General features: G+C 65.5%; 13 protein-coding genes. 11 read left to right on the top strand and 2 right to left on the bottom strand.

Annotation, left to right across the window (positions count from 1 at the left end; genetic code table 11):
- Positions 1-388: 388 nt before the first annotated feature.
- Positions 389-1,792, top strand: a complete 1,404-nt coding sequence (locus tag AC20117_RS05655; RefSeq protein WP_101632547.1) for a DUF6421 family protein — start codon at positions 389-391, stop codon at positions 1,790-1,792.
- 151 nt (positions 1,793-1,943) lie between these two features.
- Here the strand turns inward: AC20117_RS05655 and AC20117_RS05645 are convergent, their stop codons facing one another.
- On the bottom strand, positions 1,944-2,879 hold the full coding sequence (locus AC20117_RS05645; protein WP_170837949.1) for a 5'-3' exonuclease: 936 nt from the start codon (positions 2,877-2,879) through the stop codon (positions 1,944-1,946).
- A 119-nt stretch (positions 2,880-2,998) separates the two neighbouring features.
- Between AC20117_RS05645 and AC20117_RS05640 the strand changes: the two genes are divergently transcribed.
- Positions 2,999-3,577, top strand: coding sequence for a sugar O-acetyltransferase (locus AC20117_RS05640; protein ID WP_074700566.1), 579 nt, complete (start codon positions 2,999-3,001; stop codon positions 3,575-3,577).
- A gap of 83 nt (positions 3,578-3,660) precedes the next feature.
- A complete protein-coding gene (locus AC20117_RS05635; protein ID WP_074700567.1) occupies positions 3,661-4,545 on the top strand; it encodes a glycoside hydrolase family 25 domain-containing protein in 885 nt (294 codons plus the stop codon).
- Between the two features lie 130 nt (positions 4,546-4,675).
- Here AC20117_RS05635 and AC20117_RS05630 read toward each other — a convergent pair whose 3' ends face one another.
- Positions 4,676-5,095 (bottom strand): VOC family protein, encoded by a 420-nt coding sequence (locus AC20117_RS05630; RefSeq protein ID WP_074700568.1) that lies wholly within the window; start codon positions 5,093-5,095, stop codon positions 4,676-4,678.
- 102 nt (positions 5,096-5,197) lie between these two features.
- Between AC20117_RS05630 and AC20117_RS05625 the strand changes: the two genes are divergently transcribed.
- The 8 genes from AC20117_RS05625 (at position 5,198) to AC20117_RS05590 (ending at position 12,357) form a co-directional block, all read left to right on the top strand.
- A complete protein-coding gene (locus AC20117_RS05625) occupies positions 5,198-5,998 on the top strand; it encodes a putative protein N(5)-glutamine methyltransferase (RefSeq protein WP_074700569.1) in 801 nt (266 codons plus the stop codon).
- Between the two features lie 99 nt (positions 5,999-6,097).
- Positions 6,098-6,772 (top strand): hypothetical protein, encoded by a 675-nt coding sequence (locus tag AC20117_RS05620; protein WP_074700570.1) that lies wholly within the window; start codon positions 6,098-6,100, stop codon positions 6,770-6,772.
- 2 nt (positions 6,773-6,774) lie between these two features.
- Positions 6,775-7,071 carry a transcriptional regulator gene (locus AC20117_RS05615; RefSeq protein ID WP_074700571.1) on the top strand — a complete coding sequence of 99 codons (297 nt, stop codon included), beginning with the start codon at positions 6,775-6,777 and terminating at the stop codon, positions 7,069-7,071.
- A 456-nt stretch (positions 7,072-7,527) separates the two neighbouring features.
- Entirely contained in the window at positions 7,528-8,607 is a 1,080-nt protein-coding gene (locus tag AC20117_RS05610; RefSeq protein WP_083339531.1) for an IS110 family RNA-guided transposase, read from the top strand.
- On the top strand, positions 8,604-9,542 hold the full coding sequence (locus AC20117_RS05605) for an ABC transporter ATP-binding protein (RefSeq protein WP_236777452.1): 939 nt from the start codon (positions 8,604-8,606) through the stop codon (positions 9,540-9,542). Before AC20117_RS05610 ends, AC20117_RS05605 begins: the two co-directional genes overlap by 4 nt.
- On the top strand, positions 9,539-10,345 hold the full coding sequence (locus AC20117_RS05600) for an ABC transporter permease (protein WP_074700572.1): 807 nt from the start codon (positions 9,539-9,541) through the stop codon (positions 10,343-10,345). Before AC20117_RS05605 ends, AC20117_RS05600 begins: the two co-directional genes overlap by 4 nt.
- A 92-nt stretch (positions 10,346-10,437) precedes the next feature.
- Positions 10,438-11,787, top strand: a complete 1,350-nt coding sequence (locus AC20117_RS05595; protein WP_083339717.1) for an MATE family efflux transporter — start codon at positions 10,438-10,440, stop codon at positions 11,785-11,787.
- Between the two features lie 9 nt (positions 11,788-11,796).
- Positions 11,797-12,357, top strand: a complete 561-nt coding sequence (locus AC20117_RS05590) for a hypothetical protein (RefSeq protein WP_074700573.1) — start codon at positions 11,797-11,799, stop codon at positions 12,355-12,357.
- The last annotated feature ends 100 nt before the right edge of the window (positions 12,358-12,457 follow it).

The following is a 12,457-nucleotide window of genomic DNA, read 5'->3' as shown; positions in this document are numbered from 1 at the left end:
CGGTTCCCTGCAGCACACCGGCCGGTGTATGCGGTCGAGGCGAGGCGCTCCTCGGCTGTGCAGCAGGCGCACGCCTAGGGCCTCTCTATGCCAACGAGCGACCGAGCCGTACCGACCGGCGTCCTGACCACCACACCGGCGGTGGGGGCGTGACGGGACTGGTAGTGAGCGGTTAACAACCGAGGAGGCCCACGATGCGAATCTGAAGGGCGTCGACTGGGGCAAAGTGACCCGAGAACACGAACCCCTGTGTGTTCCAAGCCTCAACCACAGCTCGAGAAATCAAATCGCTTATGCTCACGCAGTTTTCACATAAGTCTCTCTATGTCTGGTCTAGGCTCCATGTCGTTGTACTTCACCTGCTTCTGTTCGAAAGGACTGACTACCTATGCCCACGGCTACCCAGCGCACCAGAGAGACGCTCTCGGACAATCAGCTGCAGTCCCACCCGGCTTGGACGGCCTTGAAGAACGCCGCCACGGAGCTTCAGCTCATCCAAGCTCAAGACGGTTCCGTGCCGGAACCCGGTGATCTTGCCACTGCCTCCAAGCTGGCGGCCATAATCCGCGAATCCGTCGCCAGCCTCGCGCCCTTTTTCCCCCACGACGCGGAGTATCTTGACTGTCTTCAGAAAGCCTTCACAGCGTGGGAAGCATCAGAATTTGCAGTCCCTGACTTTCTGGAGGCTCTGCAGGCCTTCCAACCGCAACTTCACCGTGCCGACGGTCTCCGGCACCTCGTTGTCTTTCCGATGTATACCCAGAACGGCAGCACCAACAGGTTCGTGGAAGCTGTGCTGATCGAGGTCATCTGGCCCGACTTCATTGCCGAACTTGAAGCCGGGGACTACTCAAACCCGCTCTTCCTTCCCATCCGGTTCATCGACTTCACACCGGGCTACGATACGAATTCTGCGGTGCTGTTCCCGGAATCGGTTGCGGTACGGGAGACCCCCCAGTTCAGTTGGGGCGCAATTTTCGCTGACAGGGAAGCCGCACGCTTCAGGCGCGTTCTGCGAGCCGCCGCCGCGACCACCCGGCTGGACCTTCCCGAAGATGCTGCCGCTCTTCTGGATGATCAGCAGCTTACGCAGTCGACGTTTGTCATGTGGGATCTGATTCATGACAGGACCCACATGCGCGGAGATCTTCCCTTTGATCCCTTCATGATCAAGCAGCGGATGCCCTTCTTCCTGTACACGCTGGAAGAACTGCGCTGCGATCTCACCGCCTTCCGAGAGTCGGTCAAAATCGAAAAGGACAAGGAGGCGTCCCCGGAAGCGCGCAAGTACGCCAAACTCGTCCAGTACGCCGTCATCTTCGACAGGATCTTCCGCTTCGCCATGACCGGGCCCCGTGTACGGAACTACGACGGCCTCGGAGGCCAGCTGTTGTTTGCGTGGATGCACCAGCACCGCGTGCTCCATTGGACCGATTCAAAGCTGGCCATCGACTGGGACAACGCCGCTGACGTCGTGGTCGCACTGGGGCAGGAAATCGAAGAGTTGTACTGGCGCTCCATAGATCGTCCCAAGACCGCCCACTGGCTCGCCGCCTATGAACTCATTTCCGCAACGGTCACTCCTCACCCCGCCTCCACATGGGCGAAGGGACCGGATGCACTCCCGCTCGCCGGGCCCCCACGCGGACTCACCGACTTGGTCCTGGACGACGAGTTTCCCTACTCGATGTTCTACGAAGCGCTGGAAAAGAAGATCCGGCCGGTTATTGAATCGACTTCCGGAATCACCGGAACCTCGGACCTCGGCGAAGACGTTGGGGCAGCCGCATGAACGCCCGTTCAGCAGCGCTCCCACTGAACGTCGTCGTCGCCGGTTCCACCAGTGCGGCAGGCCGGCCTGTGGGCGGGACCGGCCCTGGCTGGCACTACTGATACACAAGAACCTTCCTGTTTGAGTGCAGGGCAGACGGCGGAACCGCTCCTCACAGATGGTGGTCGAGGGCTGCCAGGAACCGCTTCATGGATCCGCCGAGGTTCCAGTCGGTGGCCAGCTGCTCAAGTTCGGCGCGTGGATCGCCGTCGACGGGATGGAGCTGAGCGCCGGCTTCCTCAAGGCTCGGCAGCTTGAGGCCGCGCACGACTTTCACAACGGCGGGTGCGACCTTCAGATAGTCGGAGGCCTTGTTGAGCTTCGACCGTACGGATGCGGACACTCCGCTTCCCGTGTCCGCAGCCGCGAGCAGCCCGTCGAGGGAGCCGTACTCTCCGAGCAGCGACGCGGCCGTCTTCTCACCGATGCCGGCGACCCCAGGGAGCCCGTCCGAGGCATCGCCGCGGAGGAGCGCGTAGTCGGCGTACTGCTCGGGCAGCACGCGGTATTTGCCGACAACCACCGCATCGGTCAGGACTTCGAGGTTCTTCATGCCGCGCGCCGTGTAGATCACGCGCACCTGCCGGGCGTCGTCGACAACCTGAAAGAGATCGCGGTCACCGGTGACCACATCGACCGGAAGGTCGGCGTGGCTCGCGTAGGTGCCGATGACGTCGTCGGCCTCATGTTCAGGGGCCCCGACGACGGCGATTCCGGCGAGTTCCAACACTTGGCGGATCATCGGAATCTGCGCTTCGAGCCCGGCCGGGACGATCTCCACGTCCGGAGCACCCGCTACCACCTCTGCGACCCGGTGTCCCTTGTAGGAGGGAAGGAGGTCGACCCGCCACTGCGGGCGCCAGTCATCGTCCCAGCATGCGATCAAATGCGTGGCGTTGTAGTCGGTGGTCAGCCGCGCGATCATGTCCAGCAGGCCGCGGACGGCGTTGACCGGAGTGCCGTCAGCCCGCTGGATCGTATCGGGCATGCCGTAGAAGGCACGGAAGTACAGCGACGCAGTGTCAAGGAGCATCAGGCGATCGGGCATAACTGATCCTGACACGGATGCACCGGGATGTCAGCGCCATCTCGGCTTCCAGCTGTCCGTGCCGGTGTACGGCCACCGCGATTACGGTGGAGCCATAGCGCTAACGAAAGGGGCTGTTCATGGAAGACTACTTTGCCGGTGACGAGCGATCGATGCGGGAGCGGATGGTCGCGGGCGATCTCTATATTGCCGACGACCCGGAGCTCGCCGCGGACGGCACCCGGGCGATCGAACTCTCGGACCGTTACAACAGGGTCTGGCCCAGCGACCGCGCCGCGGCAGGAGAGATCCTGAAAGACCTGCTGGGCGCGATCGGTGAGGGCTCCGAGGTCCGGCCGCCCTTGTTCGTGGACTACGGCCGCTACATCAGCATCGGTGCGCGGACCTTCATCAACTACAACCTCACGGCCCTGGACGTCGCTGCGATTACGATCGGCGACGACGTACAGATCGGTCCCAACGTCCAGCTGCTGACGCCAACCCACCCGGTGGAGCCGAAGCCGCGCCGCGACAAACTGGAGGCAGCGCAGCCGATCACCATCGGTGACAACGTGTGGATTGGCGGCGGAGCGATCATCCTCCCGGGCGTTACGGTCGGCGAAAACACCGTGATCGGCGCCGGCGCGGTGGTTACGAAGGGCCTGCCGCCAAACGTCGTCGCCGTGGGCAACCCCGCGCGGGTGGTCCGCGAGCTCTGAGGAAATATCTTGACGGCTCCCTCCGGCTGGGGGAAGCTTTTCGCCAGCGGATTCTCCTCCGCTTACGCAGGGAAAGGCTCGTCATGATCAATGAAGATTCGAAGACCGGTGTCCGGCGGTATAAACGATGGCTGCCGGCGCTGATGCTTTGCCTGCTTGTGTCAGCTGTAGGCCTTGGCGCCGCCCCGGCTGCAGATGCCGCCCCAAACAGGGGCGGCGGCAAGGGCGACAGCGGTGGCAGCACCGACCTGCTCGGCGATGATGTGTCCTGGCCGCAATGCGGCAAGGCGCTGCCGGATAATCCGGCGTTCGCCATCATCGGGGTCACCGGCGGCTTGGCCAACAATACGAACCCGTGCCTGTCCGAGCAATTGGCCTGGGCGGAGGAGGAGACGCTGACGGACGCCACCGGCCAGCCTGATGTGGCGCTCTATGTCAACACGGCCAACGCCGGGCACGCCGGTTCCTGGTGGCCGAAGAGCAATGTCTACCCGGAGGACGTCGATGATCCCGATTCCGTCGTCGTCGATAATCCTTACGGTGAGTGCAGCGGGGCCGAAAATGCGGCCTGCGCCTACATGTACGGCTGGGCCAAGGCCTACGACGACGCCAATATCCGCGGTATCAGCAACCCGGGGGATTATCTGTGGTGGCTCGACGTCGAAACCGAGAACAGCTGGTCGACTGACAGGGTCGCTAACGCCGCCGATCTGGAGGGCATGACCGACTACTTCGAGGGCATCGGCGCCGAGGTCGGCATTTACTCGACCAACTTCCAGTGGGGCCAGATCGTCGGCCAGGTCAGCCCGGACAGCAGCCTGGCGGCACTCCCGAGTTGGCTGGCCGGCGCCAGGACAGTCAACGGGGCTAAGAACAACTGCGCCTCCCCGCCGCTCACTCCCGGCGGCCATGTGTCCGTGACGCAGTTCGTCTCGCGCGGCTTCGACTACGACTACTCCTGCATCTAGCCCCTCAGCGAGAACGTCCCTAAAGCACGAGAACGTCCCTTACACGCCGAATGCAAACGGTAAGGGACGTTCTCGCGGTCGAAACACCCTATGCGGCCGGAGCGAACGGGGGGCTTGCCGCGCAGCGGACCTACTGCTGGGGCTGGCCGGCGATGTTGACCAGCCAGTTGATGCCGAACTTGTCGGTGAACATGCCGAAGGTATCGCCCCAGGGAGCCTTCTCCAGCGGCTCGGCGATGTTGGCGCCCTCGGTCAGTTTGTCCCAGTAGCCGCGCAGTTCGGCTTCGTCGTCGCCGCTGAGGGAGACCGAGATGTTGTCTCCGGGGTTGTAGGCCATGCCGTTCGGCGTGTCTGCGCACATCAGGGTGAGGCCGTTCGGGGTTTCCAGCATGGAGTGCATGATCTTCTCCCCTTCGGCCGGATCGTCACTGGCATGCAGTTCGGCGAAGGTGCTCCGGGTCAATTCGCCGCCGAAGGCTGCATGGTAAAAGTCCATGGCCTGCCGGGCGTTGTCGCGGAAGCTGAGGTACGGGTTGAGGCGCGTTGCCATGATCGAACTCCTTTGTTGGTCATGCTCGTGTGCTGTCCAAGGTTGATTATTTACCAGAGGCAGCGGGTAGGGAAGACTGCGGGGTGACGGAAAGTTGGTTCCATGCCCGTTCAGTTGTCATCGCACGCGCAGGTCTTGGTCACTGACAGGCTGCGCGCTGCGGGCTGTGTCTTTGCCGAGGACGAGGCACAGCTGCTGGTCGCTGCTGCGCTGACGCCGGCGGCGCTTGAGGACATGCTGGGCCGGCGGGTCGCCGGGCTGCCGCTGGAGCAGATCCTCGGCTGGGCGGAGTTCTGCGGGCTGCGGATCGCCGTGGAGCCCGGCGTGTTTGTGCCGCGCCGCCGGACGGAGTTCCTGGCTTCCAAGGCCATCGACCTGGCTCATCGCGTGGTCGGCCCGCCTGTAGCGGTCGACCTTTGCTGCGGCTCGGGCGCCGTCGCGGCCGCGCTGGCGGACGCCGTCAGCCGACTGGAACTGTACGCGGCGGACATCGATCGGGCGGCGGTGCGCTGCGCTCGCCGCAATATTGGCACGGCCGGCAAGGTGTTCGACGGGGATCTCTACGCTGAGCTACCCGTTGAGCTGCGCTGCCGCGTGGATGTCCTCGTTGCCAACGCACCTTACGTTCCCACCGGTGCGATCGGCATGATGCCGCCGGAAGCCCGGCTGCATGAACCGCAGGTCGCGCTCGACGGCGGTGCGGACGGACTGGACATCCAGCGGCGGGTCATCGCGGCAGCGCACGAGTGGCTGGCGCCCGGGGGCCACCTGCTGGTGGAAACCGGCCCGAGCCAACTGAACGGGACCGCGGCGATTTTCGAGCGCCACGGTTTTGCCGCCCAAGCCCACTTTTCTACCGAGCTGGACGCCGCCGTCGTTATTGGAACCATCCCCGGGAAGTAGGACCACGCCGTCCTCTGGCACCTCGTCACACCCTTGACGCAAACCAGTTTGTGGTGCAAACTAGTTTGTGTGATCCACCACGACGAAAGGCAAGCGAGCATGGCACCGCATTCCAACAGCACTGGCGCCCAGCCCGGCGAGCCGGAGGAAGCGCCGCTGGACCTGCACGCCGCGCTGCGCCTGGTCAACGACGCCGAAACCAAAGCCCGGGAGGAACTCCAGGGCAACGAGGCAGGCGTCTACCTGATCTGGGCCTTCGCTTGGCTCATCGGCTACGGGGCGATGCACGCGGCGCGCTTCGGCTGGCTGCCGCTCAGCGCCGGGGCGTCGCTGACGGTCTTCGGCATCACCATCCTGGCCGCGCTGGCCAGCACCGTTTTCATCGTGACCCGGCAGCGCCGCGGGATCCGCGGCCATTCGTCCTTCGTCGGCGCCATGTACGGCGGCGCCTGGGCGCTGGGCTTCATGGTGATGGGCACGCTGTCCGGAGTGGTCGGCTCCGCGGTTGACGATTTCTGGCTCACCGGCATGATCATCAACGGGATCGCGCTGCTGATTGTCGGGCTGATGTACATGGTCGGGGGCGCGATGTTCAACGACAAGAGCCAGGCCATGCTGGGCATATGGTTCCTCGTGGTGAACATCGTCGCGCTCCTGGCCGGCCCGGCGAACTTCGTGACCGTCTGCTTCATCCTCGGTCCGCTCGGCTTCTTCGCGGGAGCCGTGGCGGAAACCCTGCGGCGCCGGCGGCTGCGCAACCGCGGGCGGGTGTAGCCGTGGCCGAACTGGACCCGGTGATCCACGCCGAATCCCGCCTGCGCGCCATCACGATCCTGAACGAGGTGGGGGAGCGGGACAAGATCGCCTTCACCAAGCTCCGCAAGATGCTGGACATGACCGCCGGCAACCTCTCCACCCACCTGCGCAAGCTCGAGGACGCCGGCTACGTGGAGGTCACCAAGACCATCGAGGGCCGCACCCCCGCCACCTACGTGGGCATCACCGCCAAGGGCAAGGCCGCCTACGCGCAGTACCGGGTGGCGCTGCGCGAGTTGCTCACCGGCCTGCCCTAGGCACCGCAACACCGCACGAACGGCCAGAGACGCACGAACGGCAAGTATCCGCACTCATCCAGGAGTACCGATGAAAGTCCCTGCACCAGTTGCTGTCCCCATTGCTGAATCCGCTTCCAACCCCAATTCCAACCCAAATTCCAAGCCCGAACAGCGTACGACTGTGAGACTTTCTTGTAGCTGGTCTGGGACTGGCTGGCAGGATGGGTACTGGCCGTTCCGCCGGCCATGGATGTGACTCGAGCGTACGTTGACCATGAAGTGTCTTGCCGCCGACTTGTCCATCCGTGGCGCGGGCCGGCCGGACCTGTCCGGCCCACCTCGGTAGCTTGATCAGAAGATTGTCCGCCGCCTTGAGGCGCGTGACCCGTCACAGTGCTGTTCCGATGTGTTTCCTACCCGGACTGGTACCGGCCGACAGCGGCCTGACCATCTCCATCACTGAGGAAAGGTGCCGTGACCGCCATTTCTATCGTCGCGCATTCCTACCCGTTTGTCGTGGGCGTCGACACCCACGCCCGCAATCACGTCTACGCGATCCTTGCAGCCAGGACCGGCGAGCTGATCGATACCCGAGACTTCCCAACGACGTCTGCCGGCATCAACAGGGCCATCGCGTGGGTGGCCCGCCGCACCGACGCAGACGCTGACACGCTGTGGGTGATCGAAGGCGCCGCATCTTACGGAGCCGTCCTGGCCGGCGCTGTCGCCGCCGAGGGTTACCCGGTGGCCGAGGCTCCGCGAATGGACGCGAAGAAACGCCACGGCGTCGGCAAATCCGATGCCCTCGATGCGCACCACATTGCCGCAGCCGCGTTGCCGCTGCCACAGGCGAAGCTATGCCGCCCGAGGCTCAACGAGGGGGTGCGCCAGGCCTTGCGGATCCTGGTCACGGCCCGCGACGCCATGAGCGCCGAGCGCACCCGTTCGGTCAACTCGCTCACCGCACTGCTGCGCACCAATGATCTGGGATTGGACGCCCGCAGGGCACTCTCAGCAGCTCAGATCGCTGAAGCGTCGCGGTGGCGCGCCCGAGAGGAGGAACTGTCCCTGACCATCGCCCGGACCGAGGCAACGCGGTTGGCCAAACGTGTCCTCGAACTCGATGACCAGCTCAAAGCCAATGACAAGCAAGTGACCGAGCTGGTACAGATCAGCGAGGCCGCACCCCTGCTGCATGAAAAGGGCTTTGGGTCCGTCACTGCAGCGACCTGCCTCACCGCCTGGTCCCATCAGGGACGGGTTCGGAACGAGGCGGCCTACGCCTCCCTGGCCGGCGTGAATCCTATCCCCGCTTCCTCAGGAAACACCGTCCGGCACCGCCTGAACCGAGGCGGAGACAGAAACCTGAACCGCGCTCTCCACATGGTCGCTCTCACCAAGATGACCCACGACGAGGAGACCCGGAGATACGTGGAGAAACGGCGAACAGAAGGACGCACCGACCGGGAAATCCGCCGATGCATCAAACGCTACCTAGCCCGACGCGTCCACCGCACGCTCAACGCCGCGAGCCCGTGCCTGAAGAGCGCTTGACAGACATAGAAGAGTCGGCGGTGCTCGCCTCCGTCGTGAATGCCACCAAGAGCTTCGGCAACACCGCGGCGCTGAGCGGCATCAACCTGGACATCCACGCCGGCGAAGCGCTCGGCCTGCTCGGGCCCAACGGCGCGGGCAAGTCCACGCTCATCAGCCTGCTCACCGGCCTCCGCCGAGCCGACTCCGGCACGGTGGAACTGTTCGGGCGCAGCCCGCTGGACCCGAAGGCTCGGCTGCAGCTGGGCACCACGCCGCAGGCCACCTCCGTCCCGCAGACCCTGAAGCTGCGCGAGACCGTGGACTTCGTTGCGGCGCACTATCCGGACCCGGTTCCCACCGCGGAACTGCTGGCCGACTTTGGCCTGAGCGACATGGCCGAAAAACAGTGCGGCGCGCTCTCCGGCGGCCAGCAGCGCCGGCTGCTCGTGGCGCTGGCGCTGGTGGGCCGGCCGCGCCTGGTGGTGCTGGACGAACCGACCACCGGCTTGGACGTGGACGCCCGCGAAACCTTGTGGCAGCGGCTGGAAGAATACCGCCGCGGCGGCGGAACGCTGCTGATCACCAGCCACTATCTCGAAGAGATCCAGGCGTTGGCCAGCCGCGTGGTGGTGATCGACCGGGGGACCGTGATCGCAGACGGCAGCGTGGACGAGATCCGCAGCCATGTGGCAATCAGCAAGGTCTCGTTCAAAAGCCAGCTGCCGGCGTCGTTCTTTGAATCCTTCCCGCAGGCCGTCAGCGCCGCCACCAGCGCCAAGGGCATCACCACCGTGGTGACGCAGGACGCGGATGCCACCGTCCGGCAACTGGTCCGCGACGGCGTCGAATTCAGCGGGCTGGAAGTCCACGCCGCCAGCCTCGAAGAGGCGTTCCTGGCCCTGACCCGCCATTCCTCCGAAGCAGCAACCGAGACCGCAAAGGATCCGGCATGACCACCCTGGCCCATCACACTCCCGCGCCGCCGACTCAGGCGGCCTTGCTCAAGGCGCACACCAAGGCGCAGGTGCTGGAGCAGCTGCGCATTCCCGTGGCCGTCATCTCCTCCACAGTCTTCCCGACCCTGGCCCTGCTGTTCTTCGTGATTCCGCAGGGGATGGTCACGTCGAACCCGATCACCGCGCTGACCGCGATCGCCCAACTGGCCCTGTTCGGCGTCATGAGCTCGTTCCTGTTCAACTACGGCATCGGCATCGCGGAGGAGCGGGCCAACCCGTGGAACAGCTACCTCCGCACGCTGCCCGCGGGGCCGGTGCCGCCGACCATCGCGCGGGCGCTGACGGCGATGATGTTCGCGTTCTTCGCGCTGATTCCGGTGCTGATCCTGGGCGGATTGATGACCTCGGCGCCGGAGGCCTTCACCAGCGGCGACCTGTCCTGGGGCCGGATTCCGCTGTCCGTGGTGGTCTGGCTGTTCTGCGGGCTGCCGTTCCTGGCGCTCGGGCTGTTCATCGGCTACCTCTGCACTTCCAAGGTGGCGATCGCCGTGACCCAGGTGGTGTTCTTCCCGATGGCGTTCGCCGGCGGAATGATGCTGCCGCCGATCATGTTCCCCGACTGGCTGAACACGTTCTCGCTGTTCCTGCCGTCCCGGGCGGCGCGCGACATCGCTGTCCAGGTACTCTCCGGCCAGGGCATGCACGCCAGCTCGGTTCTTTGCCTGGTGGCGTGGACCGTGGTGCTGGGCGCGCTGGCGCTCTGGGCGAACCGGCGGGACCAGGGCCGCCGCTTCCGGTAGGTCCTCGGCAACAGCCACTAACGACGGCGAACGGACCGGCCTGCCGTTTCCTCAGGCCTGGATAGTCGGTGCGGAGTCCTAAGCTGGGAGGCGTGAGTCCTAAACAACCCGTCGCGCCCGTCACTGGGCAGGGCCTGAACCGTACCATCTTCGCCCTCGCGCTGCCGGCCTTCGGCGCGCTGATCGCCGAACCGCTGTTCCTGCTGGCGGATTCTGCGATTGTCGGCCACCTCGGTGTGGCGCAGCTGGCCGGCGTGGGACTCGCGGCAACCGTGGTGCAAACGGTGGTGGGCCTGATGGTGTTCCTGGCCTATTCGACCACGCCCGCGGTGGCCCGGCTGCTCGGTGCCGGACGGCACGCGGATGCGCTCGCCGTGGGCCGGGACGGCATCTGGCTCGCGTTCTTCCTGGGCCTCGTGCTGTCGGTCGCGGGCTGGGTGTCGGCACCCGCGCTGGCCTCCGCGATGGGCGCGGCGGGCGAGGTGCACGGCTACGCGGTGGACTACCTGCGGTGGTCCATGCCGGGACTGACCGCGATGCTGATCGTGCTGGCGGCAACCGGTGTGCTCCGCGGGCTGCAGGACACCAAGACCCCGTTGCTGGTGGCCGGCATCGGTTTCCTGGTCAACATCGGGCTGAATTTCGTTCTGGTCTACGGGCTGGACCTGTCCGTCGCTGGATCGGCGATGGGCACAAGCCTGGTGCAGTGGGGGATGGCCGCCGTTTATCTGGTCATCGTCTACCGCGGCAGCCTGAAATACGGCGTACCGCTGGCGCCCACCTGGACCGGGGTCAAGGCCACCACGCACGTGGGCTCGTGGCTGATGCTGCGCACCCTGAGCCTGCGGATCGCGATTCTGGCCACCGTCTTCGTCGCCACGGCACAGGGCCCGGTGAGCCTGGCCGCGCACCAACTGGTCATGACGGTCTTCACCTTCCTCGCCTTCGCGCTGGACGCCATCGCCATCGCGGCGCAGGCGCTGATCGGTAAGGAACTCGGCGCGGGCAACAAGGCGCTGGCGCATTCGCTGACCCGCCGGATGATCGTCTGGGGCGTGGGCTTCGGGGTCGTCACCGGGGTGCTGCTGGCGCTCGCCGGGCCGCACCTGGGCTGGATCTTCTCCTCGGACAGAGCCGTGCAGGATGCGTTCGCCATCGGGGTGCTGTTGCTGGCCCTCAGCCAGCCGGTCTGCGGTTTCGTTTTCGTACTCGACGGCGTGCTGATCGGCGCCGGTGACGCAAAGTATCTGGCGATTGCCGGCGTCGTAAATCTCTTGGTCTACTTGCCGCTGCTGGTCTGGGTCCAGATATCGGAACTCAGCGGCGTCACCGGACTGGCCTGGCTCTGGGCGGCATTCGGGCTGGGCTACATGGCCGCGCGGGGCCTGACGCTCGACTGGCGGGTCCGCACGGATGCATGGATGGTCACCGGAGCGCACTAAACTCGAGGGGTGAGCACTAACAGCACTGTCCAGGCCGCCGCCTACTGGCAGCCCGTTTTGATGCGGGCCCTTGTCGCGGCCGCGTTCGGCATCCTCACCATCTTCTGGCCCGAGCCGGGGGACACGGTCATGGCCCTGGCCGGCGGCGCGTTCCTGCTGCTCAGCGGCGCGGCGGTGTGGCTGCTGGCGCGGAAGCCCGAAGCCAACGAATACCGGACGCTGCTGCAGCTCGAAGCCGGCGCGTTCGCCGTCGCGGGTGCGCTCGCGTTCGCCCTGCAGACGCCGTCCACCTTCACCATCCTCGCCACGGCGGCGCTGCTCATCGGCGGCGGCGCGGAACTGGTGCTGTGGTGGCAGAACCGCGGCCCGCACGGATCGGTTTTGTCCAAGGACTGGTTGATCGTCGGCGCCGTCTCGGTGGGCTTCGGCGCGGCCCTGCCGTTCTTCACCTACCTCGGCGCGCACGCACTGCTGGGTGTCCTCGGCGGCGCGGCGATCATCACCGCCGTCGTGCTGGGGATCGCTGCCCTGACCTACCGCTTCGATTCCCGCAAGGCAACCGCCAGCTAACCGCGCCAGCTGACCCCCGGCCCGCAGCCGTGACTGCGCCCACATGCAAATCCCGACGTCTTCTACAGCCGGTAGACTGGGGTGAGACTTTTCGCAGTAA

Origin of the sequence: Arthrobacter crystallopoietes, from assembly GCF_002849715.1 — a bacterium.
GTDB lineage: Bacteria > Actinomycetota > Actinomycetes > Actinomycetales > Micrococcaceae > Crystallibacter > Crystallibacter crystallopoietes.
The sequence above is the reverse complement of the archived record's forward strand: the minus strand, read 5'-3'. Positions and strand labels throughout refer to the sequence as shown.